General features: G+C 40.4%; 16 protein-coding genes and 2 pseudogenes. 4 read left to right on the top strand and 14 right to left on the bottom strand.

Translation table 11 applies throughout. The features are described from left to right. Window positions 1-266 precede the first annotated feature (266 nt). Window positions 267-1,312 (top strand): IS630-like element ISBs2 family transposase gene (locus N1I86_RS12485; protein ID WP_076611651.1). Its coding sequence is split into 2 segments (ribosomal slippage): window positions 267-770 and window positions 773-1,312, totalling 1,044 coding nucleotides; the frame shifts between segments, so codons are not numbered across the junction. A 14-nt stretch (window positions 1,313-1,326) separates the two neighbouring features. On the opposite strand, the gene N1I86_RS12480 is transcribed toward N1I86_RS12485, so the two are convergent. The 8 genes and pseudogenes from N1I86_RS12480 to N1I86_RS12445 all read right to left on the bottom strand — a co-directional run. After that, window positions 1,327-2,976, bottom strand: a complete 1,650-nt coding sequence (locus tag N1I86_RS12480; RefSeq protein ID WP_341096575.1) for an IS1182 family transposase — start codon at window positions 2,974-2,976, stop codon at window positions 1,327-1,329. Between the two features lie 161 nt (window positions 2,977-3,137). Next, window positions 3,138-4,013 (bottom strand): EamA family transporter RarD, encoded by an 876-nt coding sequence (gene rarD, locus N1I86_RS12475; RefSeq protein WP_341096574.1) that lies wholly within the window; start codon window positions 4,011-4,013, stop codon window positions 3,138-3,140. A gap of 152 nt (window positions 4,014-4,165) precedes the next feature. Beyond that, entirely contained in the window at window positions 4,166-5,497 is a 1,332-nt protein-coding gene (locus N1I86_RS12470) for an IS4 family transposase (protein WP_003354357.1), read from the bottom strand. Window positions 5,498-5,785: 288 nt separating this feature from the next. Beyond that, window positions 5,786-6,367: an amidohydrolase family protein gene (locus N1I86_RS12465; protein ID WP_341097345.1), complete on the bottom strand. Its 582-nt coding sequence runs from the start codon at window positions 6,365-6,367 to the stop codon at window positions 5,786-5,788. A 181-nt stretch (window positions 6,368-6,548) separates the two neighbouring features. Further along, window positions 6,549-7,727, bottom strand: a complete 1,179-nt coding sequence (locus N1I86_RS12460) for an RNA-guided endonuclease InsQ/TnpB family protein (RefSeq protein WP_003353565.1) — start codon at window positions 7,725-7,727, stop codon at window positions 6,549-6,551. Continuing rightward, the gene (locus N1I86_RS12455) at window positions 7,690-8,340 is read right to left on the bottom strand and encodes an IS607 family transposase (protein ID WP_003353566.1); all 651 of its coding nucleotides are present in this window, start codon (window positions 8,338-8,340) and stop codon (window positions 7,690-7,692) included. Before N1I86_RS12455 ends, N1I86_RS12460 begins: the two co-directional genes overlap by 38 nt. 77 nt (window positions 8,341-8,417) lie before the next feature. After that, window positions 8,418-9,227 carry an amidohydrolase gene (locus tag N1I86_RS12450; RefSeq protein ID WP_341096572.1) on the bottom strand — a complete coding sequence of 270 codons (810 nt, stop codon included), beginning with the start codon at window positions 9,225-9,227 and terminating at the stop codon, window positions 8,418-8,420. A 66-nt stretch (window positions 9,228-9,293) separates the two neighbouring features. Continuing rightward, window positions 9,294-9,953: pseudogene (locus N1I86_RS12445) on the bottom strand (AMP-binding enzyme); the annotation flags it as partial. Between the two features lie 97 nt (window positions 9,954-10,050). On the opposite strand from N1I86_RS12445, the gene N1I86_RS12440 reads away from it, so the two are divergent. After that, window positions 10,051-11,424: an IS1380 family transposase gene (locus tag N1I86_RS12440; protein ID WP_341097263.1), complete on the top strand. Its 1,374-nt coding sequence runs from the start codon at window positions 10,051-10,053 to the stop codon at window positions 11,422-11,424. A gap of 208 nt (window positions 11,425-11,632) precedes the next feature. Here the strand turns inward: N1I86_RS12440 and N1I86_RS12435 are convergent. From N1I86_RS12435 to ezrA, 5 genes and pseudogenes are all read right to left on the bottom strand, one after another. Next, a pseudogene (locus N1I86_RS12435) lies at window positions 11,633-12,562 on the bottom strand (AMP-binding protein); the annotation flags it as partial. Window positions 12,563-13,596: 1,034 nt separating this feature from the next. Continuing rightward, window positions 13,597-13,800 carry an alpha/beta-type small acid-soluble spore protein gene (locus N1I86_RS12430; RefSeq protein WP_003355662.1) on the bottom strand — a complete coding sequence of 68 codons (204 nt, stop codon included), beginning with the start codon at window positions 13,798-13,800 and terminating at the stop codon, window positions 13,597-13,599. A gap of 74 nt (window positions 13,801-13,874) precedes the next feature. After that, on the bottom strand, window positions 13,875-15,077 hold the full coding sequence (gene thiI, locus N1I86_RS12425) for a tRNA uracil 4-sulfurtransferase ThiI (protein WP_003355663.1): 1,203 nt from the start codon (window positions 15,075-15,077) through the stop codon (window positions 13,875-13,877). Between the two features lie 2 nt (window positions 15,078-15,079). Further along, window positions 15,080-16,222: a cysteine desulfurase family protein gene (locus tag N1I86_RS12420; RefSeq protein ID WP_003355664.1), complete on the bottom strand. Its 1,143-nt coding sequence runs from the start codon at window positions 16,220-16,222 to the stop codon at window positions 15,080-15,082. A gap of 212 nt (window positions 16,223-16,434) precedes the next feature. Further along, window positions 16,435-18,132, bottom strand: a complete 1,698-nt coding sequence (ezrA, locus tag N1I86_RS12415; protein ID WP_341096568.1) for a septation ring formation regulator EzrA — start codon at window positions 18,130-18,132, stop codon at window positions 16,435-16,437. Window positions 18,133-18,784: 652 nt separating this feature from the next. Here ezrA and hisJ point away from each other — a divergent pair. Next, window positions 18,785-19,612: a histidinol-phosphatase HisJ gene (gene hisJ / locus N1I86_RS12410; protein WP_003355666.1), complete on the top strand. Its 828-nt coding sequence runs from the start codon at window positions 18,785-18,787 to the stop codon at window positions 19,610-19,612. Here hisJ and refZ read toward each other — a convergent pair. Next, entirely contained in the window at window positions 19,605-20,252 is a 648-nt protein-coding gene (gene refZ / locus N1I86_RS12405; RefSeq protein WP_003355667.1) for a forespore capture DNA-binding protein RefZ, read from the bottom strand. The genes hisJ and refZ overlap by 8 nt on opposite strands. A gap of 312 nt (window positions 20,253-20,564) precedes the next feature. On the opposite strand from refZ, the gene N1I86_RS12400 reads away from it, so the two are divergent. Beyond that, window positions 20,565-21,050: a GAF domain-containing protein gene (locus N1I86_RS12400; RefSeq protein WP_003355668.1), complete on the top strand. Its 486-nt coding sequence runs from the start codon at window positions 20,565-20,567 to the stop codon at window positions 21,048-21,050. The last annotated feature ends 26 nt before the right edge of the window (window positions 21,051-21,076 follow it).

The raw sequence follows: 21,076 nt of genomic DNA, 5'->3' as shown, positions 1-21,076 counted from the left end.
GAGTTGGAATCTTTTCGGTCCATCCTCCTGACTGATCATACCTTCTCATGATGTTCCTTTGTTCCGTTCTTTTTAAAAAAGTTCTTTCGACATAGTCGAAAGAACTTTTGGATTTTATACGAAAATGTAGACTTCCCTATTTAGTACTTAGATGAATGTCTAAAGAGGCTGGGACAAAACTAGCTTCTATATAAATTGAAATAAAGGTTTTCTCCCATTCCACGGCGAATAAATACAAAGAGAAAATAGGGGAACGGAGAGAAAATATGATGCCAAATCACAAAGACGAGATCGAAAAGTTGTCCACTGCCATGAAAGAAGCAAAAAGTAAACGAGCATATGAACGCTACCAAGCGATTTATCTTCATTTGCAGGGATATACCAAAGGAGAAATCGCAACGATTATTGGTCGATCCAAGAAAACTATTTATAACTATATTCATGCCTACGCCCAGCGCGGTCTTGATGGACTGGAGATGAAATACTCACCTGGCGCCCCACGTCGATTGACCCCTGAGCAGGAAAAAGAGCTGGCTTTGATCATTGAACATCAGCTCCCCGTAGATGTGGGATTCGAAGCAAAATATAATTGGACGCTTGCGATAATCGCTGAACTCATTCAACAAAAGTGGGGGCCAACATACACGCTTCGCGGAACAAGTGACATTCTGCATCGGTTAGGGCTAAGCTATACGAAACCGACCTATACACTAGCCAATGCCGATGAAGAGAAACAAAAAGAATTCGTCGAAATCACCTTCCCTGAAGTAAAAAAAAACTGGTAGATGGGAACATCGCCCATGTCCTCTTTCAAGATGAGTCGATGATTCGTGATTACCAAGCGATTCAAAAAACATGGTTTGTCAAAGGAAAACAACGAATCATTCCGACGTTTGGAAAACATCAAGGGCTGAAGCTGATTGGCACGTTGAACTACGAAACAGGGGAAGTGTTTTGCATCGAAGAAGAATGCTATGACGCGGAAACATTTCTTCGATTTCTTCAACTTGTGTTAGAACGCTATCCCACAGGCAAAATAGTGATGATTTTAGATAACGCTCGAATTCACCATGCCAAACTCATTCAGCCATTTTTAAAAGAACACGAAGATCGGTTAGAGCTCGTCTTTTTGCCACCATACAGTCCGCAATTGAACTTGATTGAAGGGCTATGGAAATGGCTGAAATCAGACGTGATTTACAACGTGTTCTATTCGAGTGTGCAAGAAATTAGAAAGAATGTCCAAGCCTTTATTCAGCGAATCAACCAGAAACCAGAACAAACGATCGATCGTTTGTGTGTTCAGTTGTAAATCTTTAATTCAACTTATATAGATAGGAAAAAGGAGAATTTGAGCCAACTCAAATTCTCCTTTTTCCATTTATCCCCATTATTTTTGGTTAGTTGATCTTTGTTGGCCGTGTATTTTCGTAAATTCACGGCCATTAAGGCAATGCCCATTTCATTTTCCACTTTCGATTTTCCTCGAACGGAAAATCGAGTGAAACGCAAATTAGCCTTCAAGAATCCAAAAACTGGTTCTACGTCTATTTTACGTTGATGGAAAATAGAACCAGCTTTTTCTTCTGAAAGCTTCGCTCTTACATATTCTTTTTGTTGTTCCCATTTTTCATTCACCATGACCTTTCGGTGATTGCCTTCCTTTGCTTTTGTACATGATGAACGAAATGGACATCCTGAACAGTTTTCACATTCATAGATTTTCAATTCTCGTTTGAAACCGGTCTTATCTGTACGTACAGAACGATAACGGAAGGTTACTCGCTGCTGATTTGGACAAATGTAGGTATCACTTTCTTCGTCGTACATCCAATTGTCTGGATGAAATGGATTTTGTTTATATTTCTTCTTTTGTTCTTTCTCATACATGGTATATGGAATGAGTGCCTCACATTTTCGATTCGAAAGGATGTCTTCATAGTTTTGTTCACTACCATAACCAGCATCTGCGACAATATACTTTGGCAACGGAAAATAATCCTTTTCTATCTTATTCAAGAACGGAATTAATGTGCGTGTATCAGTAGGATTTGGAAAGATGCTATAAGCTAGTGCGTATTGACCTTCTGTTGCGATTTGTACATTGTATCCAGCTTTCAATTGACCGTTTTTCATATAGTCGTCTTTCATTCGCATGAACGTTGCATCTTGATCTGTTTTGGAATAACTGTTCCGTTCCCCCAAGATGTCCAAGTCTTTTTGGTATTTTTGTTTTCGTAGAATGAAGTCTATTAATTGTTTGTACGCTTGTTTTGGATATTTTCGTTCGCTTCTTAATGCTTTTCGTTCTGTGGCATCGGGCGATGTTTCTATCTTTTGGTCATATTCCTTAATGACTTCATCGACTTGTTGCACCATTTGAGCGAGTTCTTCAACGGACAGTTCTCCCTCATTTTCCCGCTCCATTTCAGGGATGATTTCTTTTTCTAATAGTTCGTTGTATAACTGATTGGACTTTTCAATTAAGTTTTGGTTGTATTTTTCAATGGATTTCTTCCATACGAAAGTAAATTTATTGGCATTCGCTTCAATCTTCGTACCATCGATAAAAATGGCTTCTTGATCGATTAACTTTTCTTCCACCAGTTGGCAACGGAATTGGACAAAACATTGACGAATTAATTCTTTTACTTCCGGATGCACACGAAAACGATTGATCGTCCGATAACTTGGTTCATATCCTTGTGCCAACCACATCATTCGTATACTGTCCTTTAATAGCGCTTCAATTTTTCGACCTGAAAAGACAGACTGCGAATAGGCACACAAAATAATTTTTAGCATCATGCGTGGATGATAAGCAGGACAACCTGTATTTCGAAGAAACGGCTGGAAGGCTTCATCTGGAATACTTTCAACTAAATGGTGAATGTGGAAGGCAATATCATTTTCTTGTAATTTTATTTCTAAATCTAGAGGCAAAACTAATTGATTCATGTTATAATATTTAAACATAAGGACCCTTCTTTCTGTTAGTTTTGGTGGTAACTTAATTTTAACAGAAGAGGTCCTTATTTTTTATTGAAAAATGAAGAACAGCCCATGAAATTTCATTCCAAAATTTCATGGGCTGTTTCCATTTTAGAGGGGGTTTTGTCCCAGCCTCCATTAATTTTCTAGTTTTCAACAGGAATCTCACTTTTTCTTTTTGGATTCTTTCCATTTCTATGAAAAAAGCGAATTTGTGATAATGAAAATACACAAAGCGCCGCCCATATGAATGTAAAGGAAATGAATTTGATCGTCGAAAATGGTTCATGATAAATAAAAATCCCTATCAACAGAGACATGGTGGGCGTAACGTATTGCAAAAATCCAATCATATATAAAGGAATCCGCTGAGCACCTTTGGCAAAATACAAAAGAGGAACTGCCGTGACAATTCCACCGCCAATAAGCAAAAGATCGGTCGCCACACTTTGGTGGAATAGCATCAATTCACCATTGCTATTTAAATACAGTAAAAATAGCAGCGAAAATGGAGTAATCAACAGCGTTTCAAGCGTTAACCCCGTTGCGGATTCGACTTTGACTACTTTTTTGGCCAAACCATACAATCCAAAGGTGACAGCCAACCCAAGGGCCACCCATGGAAATTTTTCATACGAAATCGTAAGGATTAAAACGCCAGTAAGCGCCAAAAGAAAAGATACTACTTGAGCTTTTGACAGTTTTTCTTTTAATATCAAAACGCCTAACAGTACGCTCACAAGCGGGTTAATGTAGTACCCTAAACTTGTTTCAATGATATGATTTTGATTGACGGCCCAAATGTATAAAAACCAATTGGCACTGATCAGCAAGGATGCGAAAAATAATGTCAGCCCCATTTTTGGCTGTTGAATAAGCTGCCGGAACGTTTGACGAAACAACGACCATTTCTTTGTGACCAATAGAAAACCAAGCATAAATAGAAAAGACCAAAAAATCCGGTTCGCTAAAATTTCATAAGCGGGAACTTGCTTCAGCAATTTCCAATAAAGAGGGAACAATCCCCATACCCGTCAAGTTAGCGGTATAAAATTTTTTAGGATGATACGCATGTTCGAAAAATCAATCAAAGGATGAAGAGAAAACCAAATGCTGGGCATGCCAAATAACCCTCAAGAAGAGGGTTATTTGGCAATTATATCCATGACCCACACTACCATATCCCCAATTTCTTTAAAAGATCCGATACCGTTTCCTCTCCTTTCCTTCGGTCTTTCCTCGCGTGTTTCCTTAACAGAGACAGGAGAGATGGAAGGGCGGTTTCCATCGCTTGGGGATGCAAAAGAAACCGATGCCAATACGATTGGAGGATATTAAGCGCTTTCCATTCACTGATCTCGATTCCCTCCCGTTGATGCCAATACCTTCGGGCTTGGAACAGAAGAGTCTGCGTGACTAAAATGGCAATCAATGTCCCATATAAGTGGCATTCGAATCGTTCCTTCTTCATCTTTTTGACACGGTCAAGATCAAATAAGGATTTCCAGCCCTTAAATAACAGCTCCACTTGCCAGCGCAGCGAATACAGCTCATAAACTTGTTGCGCATCAAACGATTCTTGTGGTAAATTGGTCAGTAAGATGTGATATTTCTTTTGTTCAAGGGTTTGGCGTGACAGCGCCTTCCCTTTCTTTTTTTCCTTTTTCCGCACGTACGCCAGCCGTTTTTCCCATTCTTCCGCCGTGAGACGGCGAAAAATCAGACGCGGAACATACAGGCGTTGGTGTCCGATATACACGTGTTCCACTTCCACGGCTTCCCCCTCGCCCAATCGATTTCCTATCGATTCCCAATCCCATTCGTGCCACTCCCCGTCCTGCTTGATATAGACTTTGATATCGGAACGCAACCGGGTAATATAATAAGCACCTCGAGCATCAATCTCCGCCAGCGTGGCGAGTGAAAAAAACCCCAGATCCCGAATGCAAAGGTCATTCGGTAAAATCGTGTGCTGGGTATGATAAGCAAAACGGGCATCGGAATCATTGGCCTGTTGGACGCACAGCTGAAGACAGGTTCCCGATAACAGCTCATACTCAAATTGGATTTTGGCGCCAGATGAAACCGAACCTTGATAGTCCTCACCATAGTCGGTCGGAAGTAAAAAACTGGTAGAGTCTAAGATCCGCAGACGGGTGAAACAAGCGCGATACGTTTCGGTGATGGAAGAGAGTGCCGGACGTTGATGCATCAGGAGAGTAAAAAAGACCTCTTTTAAAAACGCCACGGCACGAGGCGTAAACCGCTGATTCAGTCCTTCATTCGAGAGAGAGCAATCATGCCAGAGCGCCAAATCGGCACACAACCGCTGAAGCGACTGACAGGCGAGCGATCCGTCTCCCCAAGCACATAGCGTCAGAAAGGCTTCCGCTGTTAATGAACGCTGCCGCTGAATGAATCCGACTTTCCGTGCCAGACGAGTCAGTTCTTCATAGGAGAAGAGTTGACGAATCGTTTTTATCCATGCCTTCATCTTTTTTGCCATCAAAAAATAATCCTTTCCAACGATGATTTTCGTTAGAAAGGATACCATGTTTTTGGCGCTGAAAAAAGATCAAATTCTTAACTTGATGGCTATGGGAACAATCCCCATAGCAAGTACGAAAGCCCTGCGTATACAATACCCAATTTCTCGTCTTTTTTCATCCCTGTCTCCCTCTTTTGTCCAATGATTATATCGATGTTTATTTTCCCAACTGATAAATTTCCTAACAAGACTTGGGCGAATCAGTTGATTTTCACTAAAAAGCCGTTCACCCGTTTGAATATAGGTCTAGTAAGCAGTATAAACGATCTCATCGTCTATCACCGTCATTACTGCTTTCGTTTTTGAAATCTCCTCTTGAGAAATATGGAATACATCACGATCCACAATGGTAAAATCAGCTTTGTATCCTCTTTGTATCTTGCCCCGATCGTGTTCGTGATGACAAGCAAAAGCACTTCCTTTTGTGTAAAGCGAGATCGCTTCATAGACAGTTAGATTCTCATCCGTACGGCCATCGGCTCTTTCTACGACAGCGCCAATGTGCTTAAAAGGATTTACGTCTTCAATAGGAGCATCCGAGCCGCCGGCACAATGTATCCCTTCTGTTAAGATCGTTTTCCACGGAGATACGTACTGCTGCAGACATTCCGGCAAACGTCCTGTATAGGAAACATCGGAACGAATAAAACCAGGCTGAATATCGAGTATAAGATGGTTTTGTTGTTTTAGTCTTGCGATTAAATCATGTCGCAAAATGTTTGCATGAATAATCCTGTCTCTTTTTCCTTTCGCCGACGGATATTGTTCCACTACATCCAATACCCGCTCCACAGCTAAGTCGCCAATGGCATGAACAGCAACCGGCAGCCGTTACAGAAAACTTATAAAAAGTTATAATTTCCTACAACTTTTATGTTTCATTACTTCTTCATCGTGTCTGCTTTCACGTCTATCTATTAAACAGATCGCTACTTGCATTTGGTGTAACACTCCAAAGTCGTAAATTCCCGACTAACGAATCGGTACATGTCTGCATTAACTTGCATTGTTAAGATGCAGATTCTAAAACATTTTCACCATATTTTTTAAGATTTATAGACGCTTGATAATCTCGATCAACAATATTTCCACATTCGCATTCAAAAGTTCTATCGGATAACTTCAAGTCTTTTTTAACTTTTCCGCAACAAGAACACAACTTAGAACTTGGAAACCATCTATCCGCCAAAATGAAGCGAATATTATTCCAATTTGACTTGTATTCAATTTGTCTTCTAAATTCATGGAAACACTGTTGTTGAACAGATTCAGCTAAATGTTTATTTTTCATCATACCTTTTACATTCAAATCTTCTAAAACAATAAACATTGGTTTTCTGTTTACGATTTCAGAAGTGATTTGATGTATGTAGTTATGACGAATATTCGTTAGTCTTCGTGAAACTTTTAAAAGTTGCTTTTCACTTTTTATAATGTTGTTGGTTTTCCTGTAACGGTTTCCCTCCCTTCCTTTTTCATATTTTCTTGAAATTTTACGTTGCAACCTGCGCTTTTTCTTTTCTAATTGCCTAATTCTTTTTGTTTTATTAATATTTCCATAAACTTTACCATCAGAACAAACAGCTAAATCTTTTATTCCTAAGTCAATACCTATCCCTTCTGTTTTTGAAGGAGAATAATCACTATCTGTTTCTATTCCAACAGATACCCACCAATTCAAACCATCAAATGTAAATCGAGGATTCATATACTTAACATTTTCACCAAATGGAATACGTCCTTTTTCTGCTAATCGAATCCAATTTATCTTTTGTTTATTCGACTTTTTACTTGAAGCAAATCCCTCTACTTTAACATGTGTTTTTGTGAATTTGATTTTCACATTATCCTGATAAAAACTAGGTATAGATTTCTTTTTCCTTTTAAATTTTGGATATTTTGATAGTCCTTTAAAAAATCGTTTGTAAGCATCACAAGCATCTTTAATAGCTTGTTTCGTTACATTATTACTTACATTATTCAGCCAATTAAATTCATCAAGCTTTTTCATTTGAGTAAACTGTTTTCTCAAAGTTGAATCATTGATGAATTTACCACCATTTTGATAATTTTCTTGTTGCTTTGCAATTGTCCAATTATAAGCAAATCTAGCTGTATTCGCATATAGAAATAATTTAGTTTTTTGCTTATTATTTGGTTTCAACATCCCTTTTATTGACTTTATCATTTAGCAATTCCTCATTTTCCTCAATTAATTCATCTACTAACTTTCTAGTTTTATTAGCACGTTTTCCTTGTAATCTACAACTAAATACTGTAACAATCTGTATTAAATCTTCTACAAGTTCTTGTTCATCTGTTTTTTCAGTGCTATCTAAAACTTCAATCTCACACCCATTAAGGTTTGCCATATACTCAACCAATTCAAAACCAAATCTAAGAAGCCTATCTTTATGGAATACTACTATTTTATCTACTTCTTTGTTATTTATCATTTTGATTAGTTGACGCAAACCTTTTTTCTTGTAATTAATCCCACTACCAATGTCTTGAATGATTTCATATTCAACATTTAACGATTCTAAATATTTTTTCATATTTTCAACTTGTCTTTGCAAATCATCTTTTTGTTTATTAGAAGAAACTCTGCAATAACCAACCACTTTTTGACTAGTTTCTTTAATACCAAGTACCTCTTTAAGTTGATCGTGAGAATAATATCTATAGCCGTTTGAGCCAGTATGATGTGGTTTTAATTTTCCACTTTTGTCCCAATTTCTTAAAGTTTGTGGCGTTCGATTGATTAATTTGGAAAATTCATGAATGCTATAATATCTCATGCTATATTCCTCCTTAAATTAAATATAGCATGAAAAAATTAAAGTAAATAAAAATTTTATAACTTTTTATAAGTTATTTAAAACTGTTTAAGCCTCCATTCACCTATAACTTCATGATGCACTAATAAATGGGTCCGGAATTTCCGGTTGCTTCGATGAATCACGTGCTCAAAAGCGCGATACGTCCGCCAAAAATCTCCATAATAATTCAAGTCTTCCGTGTGGGCTCCTGTCAATCCATTCTCCCAACAATGTTGAATCCCTGTTTCCAAAATTTTCTTCATTTCGTCATTTGTATACTCGGGAAGCGTCTTAAACATTCTGTCAATGGCGCGATCTTTTAAGATTCCTGTTAATCGTCCGTCCTCATCCCGTTCGATTTTCCCACCTTCAGGATCAACAGATGTTTCATCAATCCCCGCTTTCTTTAAAGCTGGGGTATTCGCTACAACCGTGTGTCGGCACACCCTTTTTAAAAGAATTGGAATCGTGTCTGAAATTTGATCAAGATCGTCTTTTGTCAATATTTCGCCCGTCGACCAGCGACTTTCATCCCATCCTTCACCGATCAGCCATTCGACTTCTTTTAGAGAAGAAATTTTTTCTTTGACAGCAGCTAAAACGTCTCTCTTGGATTTCATCTCGGTGAAATCAAGTCGATCGAGTTTTTCTCCCAGACCCAGCAAATGCATATGGCTATCGACAAATCCCGGAAACATTACGGCACCATCCAGTGAAATGGTGCGGTCAAAAGGGGCATGACACAACTCCGCTTCCTTCTTTGAACCGGCAAATAAGATCGTGCCATTTTCTGTCACAACTGCTTCACATGTTTCGTTTTCTTTATTCATCGTATAAATCTTTCCATTATGCCAAAGGGTTTTCATATCGGATTCCTTCCTTTTGAACAAAATGGAAAACAGGCAGCTTGTGCCGCCTGTTTTTCTTCAAGCTTAGCTCAATGCTTGCAGCTCTTTGTTTCTTAACTCCACCCGTCTGATCTTGCCTGAAGCCGTTTTAGGCAGTTCATCTACAAATTCAATTTTTCTCGGATATTTGTATGGAGCCGTCACTTTTTTCACGTGTTCTTGCAACCGGGGAATTAAGTTAGGATCGTTTTTGTCCACTCCTTCTTTTAAGATGACAAAAGCTTTTACTACATTCCCTCTTACCTCGTCAGGACTCGCCACAACAGCGCATTCTTTGACATACGGATGCTTAACGAGAGCATCTTCCACTTCAAACGGGCCAATGGTATAGCCGGAACTGATAATAATGTCATCGCCTCGACCCTCGAACCAAAAATATCCATCCTCGTCTTTTTTGGCTCTGTCCCCGGTAATATAGTACTCTCCTCGAAACTGCTTAGCCGTTCTTTCCGGATCTTTATAATATTGTTTAAACAAAGCCGGAGTTGACACATGGACGGCAATATCGCCTACTACGCCAGGTGGACAAGGATTCCCGTCGTCATCAATAATTTCCACGTGGTTTCCAGGCGTTGGTTTTCCCATGGATCCCGGACGAATCTCCATGTCCTTCGTCACACCGACGAGAAGAGTGCTCTCCGTTTGTCCATAACCATCGCGGACATAAATTCCAAATTGTTTTTTACCTGAATCCGTGACAAAACATCTTTACAATGGTCGCAAACCGTTGATACGATAAGGAAAAACGACGTTGACGATTCTTCATCAAGTAGGTGATGTGATGAAAGATTTCCCGATTCGGTTTGTATTGACAGATGAAGCGATTACCCCAAGTGCTGGGCTTGCTCTCGTTGGCTACTTACTCCATCGAACGAAACTGGATAAACGGGTAAACGCACTTCGGCTTCCAACGGTTCGTCGAGAAGTGCACATTTCCCATAGCGATGTCATTCGCTCGATGATTGGCTTGCTTGCCACAGGAAAAACGGATTTCGATCATATCGAAGCGTATCGTCAGGACGATATCTTTTCGGCATCGATGGGGATTCAGCACGTGCCTTCCTCTCCAACCTTGCGACAACGACTCGATCAGCTCGCTTGTCTTCCGATGACCGAAACGATTCTTTGGGAGGAGTCCATACGTCTGTTGATTCAACGACATGCCACTTTGTCCCCTTGTTGGACCAAAGGAAAGACGACATGGCTTCCCCTTGATATAGATGGTTCCCCATTTGACAACTCCGATACGAAAAAAGAAGGAGTCAGTCGAACGTATAAAGGATTTGACGGTTTTACACCGTTGTTTGCGTATGCAGGGAAGGAAGGGTATCTCGTTCATGCCGAGTTGCGTCCAGGGAAACAACATGTGCAAGACAACATGCCCTCGTTTTTAGTCACCGCTATCCGTCGAGCTCGTCAACTGACTTCATCTCGTCTGCTTGTTCGCATGGATGCAGGAAACGATGCAGAAGCGAATGTGCACGTATGCCTAAAGGAAGACGTGGACTTTGTCATCAAGCGAAACTTACGCCGAGAATCGAAAGCGCTTTGGTTCCAGATCGCTTCGCAAAAGGGCAAACGTGTCGATGATGGACAAAGCGAAGGAGTACAAACCTATGAGCTATGCCTTCCACAGAAGGCAGCGATCGATGGAAACACGTATACGTACGTTCAAGTCACCCAAGTGACGGAACGGACGATGGAACGCAATGGACAGCTGATGCTCGTTCCTGATTATGAAGTGGAAAGCTATTGGGTGCGGCTCAAAGGATACGAGCATGTTCGAATGAGCGATGTGCTCGCGTTGTATCATGACCATGCGACATGCGAACAGTTTCATAGCGAACTGAAGAGCGACTTAGATTTAGAGCGGCTTCCATCTGGGAAGATGAAAACGAATGCGCTCGTGTTGGTCATGGGAGCCTTCGTTTACAATCTTCTTCGTCTGATTGGACAAGATCTATTAAGCGATCCGAGACATCCGTTGCACCACAAAGTGAAACGCCGCCGCATCAAGACGATTATTCAGACGGTGATCACGATGGCAGGGCGACTCGTCCGTCGATCACGACAGACCTGGATGAAACTGACGCGAAGGAGTGGCTATAGCGAGCCCCTACTGAACGTCTATCAGAAATGGAGAGAGGTAAGATAACGAACGAATGTTCGGGCACTGATGTCCAACGTCACTCCCTGTGCTTTTTTGTCTATTTTTTTGGTTCGTATACCTAAAAAAGAGATTTGTTCCATTTTCGGAAATAGAGATGACATAGGTCATAAGCATAAAAAGGGTTTTATGGATTATCAATCCATCAAAATTACAACAAAATCAAAGTCGATTTCAATTCATCACGGATTCAGGTTTTAAAGATATCAATGACTTTTCTGTTCAAAGGCTCTCCTGCAGAAACAGCACTGTGCAGATGATCCAGACGATAATCGCCCAAATTGTCGACTTTCGCCATTAATCGATACTCAGTCGGTGTACAACATAGCACATTGACTTTATATTTTTCCAAAAGATGTAAAAATTTCTTCGGATTGAATCGGCCATTATAGACAAGTCCTGTTGCTCCTGACCCAAGAACGGACAAAAATGGGCTCCAAATCCACTTTTGCCAGCCTGGTCCAGCTGTAGCCCATACGATATCGTCTTTTCCAATGCACAGCCAATTAGGAGCCGCCGTTTTTAAATGCGCATAGCCCCATCCATGAGTATGAACAACCCCTTTAGGATTTCCGGTCGTTCCCGAAGTATAAGGCAAAAAGGCCATATCATCACTTCGTGTATCGGCCATTTCCAATGAATCAGACTGTTTTTCCGCTTCTTCTTCTAAAGACAGCCATCCTTCGCGTTTTCCGCCAAATACAAACGGCAGCAATTTTCCCTCTATAAACTTCTCTGTTTTTTCAAATTCCCCGACAAGGGAATGATAAGAAACAACGGCTTTTACATCTCCATGTTCAATACGATAGTTCAAATCTTTCGTTCTTAGCATTTCCGAACAAGGAACCACGACTAATCCCGTCTTTAGAGCAGCTGTATAAATTTCATAAGCTTCAATTAAGCGCGGGGTCATGACTAAAATAATGTCCCCTTTTTTCAAGCCTCGACTCAAAAAGGCATTTCCAATTCGATTGGCGTTTTGAATCAATTGTCTATATGTAATTTCTCTTGTATCTCCATTTTCATTTTCCCATTTGATCGCCACTTTTTTTGGATCGGAAGCATATTTTTCGAATTCCATTACGATATTGTATTTTTCTGGCGCCAACAAATCTTCTCTTTTCATCCAGAGATCCCTCCTTAATCTTGCTAGCTACTCCCGGCTTTCGCCTTTTTAGGAGCGGGGCATAATCATGAGGCCTTTCGCCAGAAGTATTTGGCAGGCTCGCATTCGCCTCGCTTTTTCATGAAGAGCTCCTTTCACGATAAACACTTACGTATAAAAAAAGACCCTTCTAAAGTACCTATCACTGCTTGTCTTTTCACATAGATCCATTATATCAAAATGATCCACACAATTTGAATCAAATTTTCGATCGGGTATTGTAAACTGACTGCAAAGTTACGAATCGAGTAGGAGGGGGGGGATTAACCGTGATTAACCCCCGTCCTCTCACACCACCGTACGTACGGTTCCGTATACGGCGGTTCAATCAAGATAAATGACGCAAGTCTTTATAACTTCCGTGAATAGCTGTTCTCTTTATGCCAGTGGTCACTCCACCCTCCAAGAGGTCCCCCACGGGATTCACCGTTTCCTTCCTCAAGTGAGGTACTACGTTTTCTGTGTTCAACATGACACACTGAATGCAAAGGGCTATTCTCTCTTAATTGTTCAGTCCTTCCGAATTGTTCTAGACCAATTCGTACTATGACCTCTGCTGACTTCTGATGGCTCAGCTACTTATCACTAAGTAGGTTATGAAGGCTACTTCACGTATCCATCAGACCTCCCCGGGTAAGAGTGTAATCTTTCCTTCCATCCATCTGCTTCATTTACTCTGTATCACCTTCGGCAGAAAGGGCTTTGTTTTGTTGTGCAAACTCACCCAGTGATACCTAGCCTCATATGAAGTTCGTGTTCCTCAGATCGGAAGTTTGCCGCCCGCTTCCTTCAGATTCCGCGTCACCACGGACACCCTTGCGTTAAGCTAACTGCTACTTCTGCCTTCGCAGCTCGGGACTTTCACCCTATAGATTACACCCATGCCGGGCGCACACAGAAAGAAGCAAGGGTTTCCCCTTGCTTCTAAAGTTTGACGCTTCCATTTATTTATGGTTCTTATTGAAAAAATCATTTTATCGAAGGAAATAGTATCTTTATCTTGATAAACCGTTTAACTGCTGTTCTGCCATTTGGATTAATCGTTTTGTCATTTCTCCACCGACAGAACCGTTGGCGCGTGCTGTTGCATCCGGCCCAAGCTGCACACCAAATTCTTGCGCGATTTCTGCCTTCATTTGTTCAAGAGCATTTTCTACACCGGGAACTAAAAGCTGGTTAGACCGATTATTTCTAGCCATCCATTTTCACCTCCCTGTATTCATTAAAATGTGCATAATCGGTCCGCTTTATTCCCGATGCAGTTCACAATACGTCAAAATAGGTCTTGAAACTCTTTCGATTCAAACTCTTCGCTGATCAAGAGCGTTTCTGTTTTTTCAACCGCTTCTCTTACATAAGGTTCAAAATCAAAAAAGCTTTCGTAGTGTTCCACCCTTTCCAATTTTGGTTTCGTCTTTGGAGAAGGCGGTGTAAAAATAGTGCAACAATCTTCATAAGGAAGAATGGATATATCATGCGTTCCAATTTTTCGAGAGATTTCAATAATTTCCAGTTTATCCATGGCAATGAGCGGTCTTAGAACGGGTGTACTGGTCACATCATTGATGGCCAGCATACTTTCCATTGTTTGACTGGCTACTTGTCCCAAGCTTTCCCCAGTGACAAGTGCAAGTCCGCCGTTTTTCTTCCGGATTTCATCCGCAATGGTTAACATAAATCTTCTTGTCGAAGTCATCGTGTAATTAGCCGGAACCGTCTCATGGATTTTTTGCTGGATTTCTGTAAACGGAACAATATGAAGTTTAATGGTTCCACCAAAGGATGTTAATTTTTTCGCCAAATCAATGACTTTTTGCTTAGCTCGTTCGCTTGTGTAAGGAGGACTAAAAAAGTGAACAGCCTCTATCTCTACTCCCCGTTTCATCATCATGTAACCTGCAACAGGGCTGTCAATTCCCCCCGACAACAGCAACATTGCTTTTCCGCTTACACCGGCCGGAAGTCCTCCAGCTCCTTTGACCCACTCGCAGGATAAAAATACGCCCTCTTTTCGAACCTCTACTAAAAGTTCAATATCAGGATGCTTCACGTCGACCTTAATTCCGTCTATGTTTTTTAAAATGTGAGCCCCCAAAACAGAGTTCATTTCCTGGGAATCGATTTCAAACGTCTTATCCGAACGTCTTGCATTAATTTTAAACGTATTCCCAGGCGAAAAATTGGCTTTAACGAGCGTAAGCGCTGCTTCTTTGACTTTTTCGATGTTCTTCTCCGTCCGTACTACCGGGCTAAACGATTGAATTCCGAAAACATTCGATAGTTTTTCTTTGATTCTTTCATAGGAAGCCCCATTTAGAAGAAGATACATGCGGTCTCTTCCTGCCTGAATTTGGATATTTCCTTCATTTTTCATGATATCTTTTATATTTTTTTTCAGTTTCGTCACAAAAACATTTCGGTTTCTGCCTTTTGTCGACAGCTCCCCGTATCGAATTAACACGCGATCGTAAATCATGGTCATCTCCTCTTTGTTTTCGTAATCGTAGGCAATAATTCTTTTAACGTCGTGATAAATTCTTTTGCCTCTTCCATTGTGTTTTCATACGATAAACTGATGCGAACGCTGAAATCTGCCTCTTTTTCCGGTACTCCCATAGCCAGTAATGTACGGCTCGGCTGATTTTGCCGCGAAGAACAAGCACTTGTAGTCGACAGAAAGATCCCTTTTGATTCCAGCGCATGAACGAGCACTTCGCCTCGAACACCGGATATGGCAAAATTAATGATATGAGGCGCCCCGGAATCCGGAGAATAAATCGTGACGTCTTCTATAGAGCGCAAACTCTTGAATAAATAACGGCGAATATTTTCCATTTCTTTCAAAGCCGTCTTTTGCTTTTCCATGGTCATTCGCAAAGCTTTTGCCATGGCAACAATCCCACCGGTGTTTTCAGTTCCGCTTCGCACATTTTTTTCTTGGCTTCCTCCTGAAAATAGCGGCGAAATTCGAATGCCTTCTTTTATATAAAGAATGCCGGTTCCTTTTAAACCGTGGAATTTGTGTGCGGAAATAGAACAGAAATCAATGATTCCGTCAGACAGAGGCAAAGGAATTTTCCCCGCTCCTTGAACATGGTCAACATGGAAGAAAATTTTCGGGAAATTTTTCAATAGTTTTCCAATTTCTTCGACCGGTTGTATAGACCCAATTTCATTGTTGACATGCATAACGGAAACGAGAATGGTTTCCGGCCGAATCGCTTTTTCCACATCTTCCACTCGAACCATTCCTTTTTTATCCACAGGCAAATAAGTGACTTCAAAGCCAAGATCCTCCAACTGCCTGCATGCATTGTGCACGGAAGGATGCTCAATCGAAGTCGTGATAATATGGTTTCCTCGATGGCGGTATTGCAACGCAGTCCCCTTAATCGCCAAATTATTCGATTCTGTTCCGCCGGAAGTGAAAAACACTTCACTTGGTTTGCAACGAAGCAAAGAAGCAATCTGCTTTCTCGCTTCAGTCAATAATTTTTCCGCTTGTCCTCCAAAAGAATGGAGGGAAGACGGATTCGCATAAAAATTCTCATTTATTTTTAAAAATGACTCCATTACTTCCTTATATGGTTTTGTGGTGGCACTGTTATCGAAGTAAATCATAATTCACACCTTCTCTGTGAATGATTTCTCACACTCAAATACTAATAATAACATAGCCTGAAGTAGGGAACAATCAGAAAGAAAGCAGCTTATCATTCTAAAAAACCGAAAAAAAGAAAGCAGACGATTCAAAGTAAGATTCGAACTCTTCCCCACAATCTAAGCCTGTTCTTAAATGGGGAGGCCAAATCCATTTGAATCAGCCGCTTTCTTTAGTCTTTACCATCCATATTCAATAGATCCGATAGTTTTTTCAAAAATCGAGGATCCACTTTTTCCACTGCAGCTGCAGCTTGCTCAAGCGCCTCGCTGAATTCATAATTTCTAAAAGCTTTTTCCGCTTCAATCAGTTTTTCTCGAACGTTCGGATATTGGCTCCGATAACGATTACCATACTGGATGACTTTTTCCGCCAAAAACACCTGTTCAATCAATTCATCTGTTTTTTGATTGAGAACTTCCACCGCTTCCACAGCCAGTTCCAGCTTGTCTTGAACTTGGTTCATGTTCAACGGCTTCATTTGAAGGCACTGAATGACCTCATTGATTCGTTCTGATGCATCCTCCATCAATGATTTATAGGAATCCGGCAAGCCGGGCACATTGCTTTTCGCCACTTTACGATGGGATTCGTGAATCATTCTTCTCAATTCTTCCAATTTATCTCTAGCGGCTAATTCATCTTTTCGCAAGTTCCCTAAAAACTCCGCAAATCTCTCCTGCTCCTCTTGAAGCGATTCAATGCTTTTTCGAATCTCCATTAAATCATCGTTTAACAGCGAATAAGCAGACTGTTTGGCAAATATTTTACTGGACACAATTTCATACCGTTTCTCCAACAGAGACAATTCTTTATCTAATTTCTTTGGCACATCAATTTGTTCGTCTACTAAATGATAACTTTCTTGAACAAGTTGGGTTTCTTCTTTCAGTTTTCTATTGTTTTTTTTCAGTTTTTGCAGCAGCTCAAATGTTTGGTTGTTGTTTTGGATTATGTCATGCTTTGCTTTCACTTCTTTTTCCAACAATTCGTACAGAAGGTCAATATTTTCCCTTGTCTCGTTCAGCGAATCTTCTACTTCTTGAACTTCGGTTTTCGCGATTAAATCTTTATAAAGATCCAGCTCTTTCCGGATTCTCGCAATTTCTTTATCAAGCTGCAAATGATTAAGAATATACCCTTGCTTTTCCATTTCTTTATATCCTTCCTCAAGCTCATCCAGCTGGGAAGGAAGCAAGCTTGTGCATTCCGGTATCAGCACCGGTATGCGCTCCATCTTATGCAGCAAATCCGCCATTTCTTCTTTCAGATTCAATACAAGCTCTCTTGCTTCCAAATAGTTCCCCTCAGCGGTCAGTTCTTCAAATTGATCGAATTGAGAGGACAGACTATCAAGCTTTATTTCCAATATAGGTGCGGTTTTTCCGTATGTATGACGATGAGCAAGCAGTCTTTTTCGAGCGGAACGATATTTTTCTTTTATCTCTTCCATATCTCTGCGGTTCTTTTCTTCACTGCCTACTAGTTCATTCAGCTCTTGCAATAAATTATCAATTTTCTCCTCTGCACTGTCCAAACTTTCTTCAATTTGTCTCATGATTTCTTGTGCTTTTCGAAAACGGTATTTGTCAATGCAACTCTCGGCATCTATCAGCTTTTCATCGATTGCCGGCAACTCCGTCGTAATGATTTCATCCCATGTTTGGCGCCACCGTTCAAATAATTCTTCCGTTTGTCCAGTCATATTTAATTTTTTTACTTTTTTCAATTCATCCGCTACAGGTCGATTCATAATTTCGATTTTGCGTTTGTCCAATTGATCTACAACTTGATACTTTTTTCTTTTCATTAAGAAACCTATTGTGACCATTATGATGATCAATAAGAATGTGCCGATGACGAACTCCATCGTAAGCCCCCTGTTCCACATATGCCGTACTTTCTCTAAATAAACCCCGCTTTATTGTCCATAATTTCCCGCCTGTAAAAGAGGGGGACGGACTAATCCAGTTGTGGCTCCCAGGTGCTCGAGGTCAACCCCCATCTTGTTGTGGTGGTTGAAACACCGCCACCTCGCAAGCTGTCTTGTGCTTGTCGCACCTTCAGTCGCCTCACTTTTTTATTAATCCTTCTGCGGCTTAAGCCTCTGTTACAAAATCCCTTCCGGCTCTCTGCCTTCCGCCAAATCCCGCCGTGAGATATTTTGATTCAAAGGCAAACGCTGCTCTTATATGATATATAACTTATCCTTGTCCCTTCACCCAACAAGGATCCGTTACGGACAGTTCATCGTTTTATCTAAAAATATCTTAATGTAAATATGATACCATGTGAATGATCTTTTTTGACAAATAAATTCTAATTTTTTACCAGGAATCTCAAAAATTTGATACACTTTTATTCATACGGAAGAAATATCACTCTATCGAGGATCCGGATTGAGCTTATCTCATTTTTCAAAATGAACTTTATCGATCAATTGTCATAAAGGTTTCGTTTCTAATCTTTATTTTAGCTTATTTCCATCATAAATTCGAGCATCGAAAGGAGAAATACTATTTATGAGGGTCGATGGTCATATTCACACTCCTTATTGCCCGCACGGAACCAATGATTCTTTCGAGTCGTACATAGAAACAGCCATTTCTCTTGGCTTTGAAAAAATAACCTTTACCGAACACGCCCCGCTTCCTGACGGATTTATTGATACGACTCCGACGAAAGACAGCGGTATGGATCCCGGCCAAATCGATGATTACATAGAAGAAGTTTCCGAATGGAAAAAGAAATATAAAGGGATTATTGATATCCAAATTGGACTGGAAGTGGATTACATCGAGGGGTACGAGCAAAAAACAAAAGAATTTTTGAATCGATACGGGCCGCTTTTGGATGATGCCATTTTATCCGTCCACTTCCTAAAAAAAGGGAATGAGTGGTACTGCCTTGACTACAGCGCTGAGCTCTTTGGAAAGATCGTTGATGTTTTCGGCTCCGTTGAAAAGACATATGAATGCTATTACGAGACGGTATTAAAATCCATAGCGGCAGATCTTGGCCCATATCGCCCGGCAAGAATCGGCCATGTCACGCTTGTTCGCAAATTTCAAAACAAATTTCCTTGCCGAAAATCTTTTGACCATATGATTGAATCGATTTTATCGGCTGTAAAGAAAAATAGCTTTTCCTTAGATTACAACGGTGCAGGCGTCCACAAACCGGATTGTCTGGAACCATACCCGTCGAATGACATCGCTTTGAAAGCAGCTGAAATGGGCATCCCTCTTATTTATGGATCAGACGCCCATCAAACAAAGGATCTTGGCCAAGGCAGAAAAAAGATGATCTTTTCTCTTCTTGAGGACGGCTCCGGCAAAACAGTCAAATAATTTTTCTGTCAAAATGACGCGTTTCTTGCAAGGAGCATAACGTTGAGTCGATCCAACGCTCGATCATGATCATGTATTTTTCAACAAAATATTTTTCTTGAGGGAATGTGTGCCAAACCTCCCGCAAATATTGACTTTGTAAAAACGGCATCGTCAGCAGCGATTTTAATTGAATGATCACTAAACTTTCCGGCAGATTGGCGAAAATTCCCTCTTTGATTCCTTGTTCCAGAATCAAATGAAAAAGATATTTTTCCTTCACTAAATAGGATGCAATAATTTCACGTGAGATTTGGGAGTCAATAGACACTTCCCTCCAGACAAAACGAGTCAATAAATGATTTTCTCTTTGAAACGAAAGTATGCTTTTCAAGCCTTGTTTTAAACATTCATCCGGGGGCGCCATTTCAAGTAAAAATACTTTTTCTTCCAGACAAGACAAATAGCCTTCAAAAAATTGGGTTAAACACGCTTCCAATAATCCTTGTTTTCCTTTAAAATAATAGGAGATATTCGCTGGGTTTACTTTCGCTTTTTTGGCTATGTCCCTTACCCCGGTTCCGTCATAGCCTTTTGTATTAAAAAGAACAATGGCTGCGTCCATAATTAATTCTTTCGTTTCCTTTAATGTTGCGTTCATTTTCTTCCCTCTTCTCTCCTTAATTGATCGCGATGTTTAGGACAAAACAAAAACTGGGATTTTTGATTTCATTGATCGATCAGAATTTTCTGTTTTTTGACTGTTTGCCTTTCCCGTTTGAGAAATCGGGGATTCTCTTTGTTGCAAGGATGCGAATGACGGTGACGTGCCCATTGATTATGTCTGCAACCTATCAAAGCTGTAAAACTTATTCTTTATCAAATTTCGGATTCATACGTAAAAATCCTTTATAATTTTATCGACATTTTCTTTCAGAATCGACGTGAATTTTCAGAGAGAGGGGTGATCATGATGTTTCAAGCAGAAACGTACAAAGGCTCTAAAGAAGAGCAGTATCAACTCGTCATCAAACAATTGAAAGCCTTGATGGAGTCCGAAACGAACAGAATCGCCAATTTAAGCAATGCTTCCGCTTTATTAAATCAATTTCTTAAAGAAATAAATTGGGTCGGTTTTTATTTATATGAACAAGAAAAAAATGAACTTGTCCTCGGACCGTTTCAAGGACTGCCGGCCTGCGTCCGCATCCCACTCGGAAAAGGAGTTTGCGGAACAGCCGCAGCAGAACGAAAAACCATCCGCGTAGAAGATGTCCATCAATTTCCCGGCCATATCGCCTGTGATGCCGCTTCCCAATCGGAAATAGTCGTTCCGATGATTAAAGCGGGACAGTTAATCGGTGTTCTCGATATCGACAGTCCGATTATCAATCGTTTTGATGAGATCGATCAAAGCATGTTGGAACAATTTGTTCATGCTTTAGTGGAATTTTTATAAGAAAGGCTTGTTTGCTTTCAAAAAAA

The sequence above is a fragment of the Bacillus sp. FSL W8-0116 genome (assembly GCF_038003825.1).
In the GTDB taxonomy this organism is placed as follows: domain Bacteria; phylum Bacillota; class Bacilli; order Bacillales; family DSM-4216; genus Bacillus_O; species Bacillus_O smithii.
This window is presented reverse-complemented; position numbering and strand designations above follow the sequence as displayed.

Excerpts from the sequence above, each read along its gene's own strand:
- N1I86_RS12450 (WP_341096572.1), bottom strand. The coding sequence starts at position 9,227 with ATGAAAACCCTTTGGCATAATGGAAAGATTTATACGATGAATAAAGAA.
- N1I86_RS12480 (WP_341096575.1), bottom strand. The coding sequence starts at position 2,976 with ATGTTTAAATATTATAACATGAATCAATTAGTTTTGCCTCTAGATTTA.
- ezrA (WP_341096568.1), bottom strand. The coding sequence starts at position 18,132 with ATGGAGTTCGTCATCGGCACATTCTTATTGATCATCATAATGGTCACA.
- N1I86_RS12400 (WP_003355668.1), top strand. The coding sequence starts at position 20,565 with ATGTTTCAAGCAGAAACGTACAAAGGCTCTAAAGAAGAGCAGTATCAA.
- N1I86_RS12420 (WP_003355664.1), bottom strand. The coding sequence starts at position 16,222 with ATGATTTACTTCGATAACAGTGCCACCACAAAACCATATAAGGAAGTA.
- N1I86_RS12460 (WP_003353565.1), bottom strand. The coding sequence starts at position 7,727 with ATGATAAAGTCAATAAAAGGGATGTTGAAACCAAATAATAAGCAAAAA.
- refZ (WP_003355667.1), bottom strand. The coding sequence starts at position 20,252 with ATGAACGCAACATTAAAGGAAACGAAAGAATTAATTATGGACGCAGCC.
- N1I86_RS12470 (WP_003354357.1), bottom strand. The coding sequence starts at position 5,497 with ATGGCAAAAAAGATGAAGGCATGGATAAAAACGATTCGTCAACTCTTC.
- N1I86_RS12430 (WP_003355662.1), bottom strand. The coding sequence starts at position 13,800 with ATGGCTAGAAATAATCGGTCTAACCAGCTTTTAGTTCCCGGTGTAGAA.
- hisJ (WP_003355666.1), top strand. The coding sequence starts at position 18,785 with ATGAGGGTCGATGGTCATATTCACACTCCTTATTGCCCGCACGGAACC.
- N1I86_RS12440 (WP_341097263.1), top strand. The coding sequence starts at position 10,051 with ATGAAAGATTTCCCGATTCGGTTTGTATTGACAGATGAAGCGATTACC.
- N1I86_RS12455 (WP_003353566.1), bottom strand. The coding sequence starts at position 8,340 with ATGAGATATTATAGCATTCATGAATTTTCCAAATTAATCAATCGAACG.
- thiI (WP_003355663.1), bottom strand. The coding sequence starts at position 15,077 with ATGATTTACGATCGCGTGTTAATTCGATACGGGGAGCTGTCGACAAAA.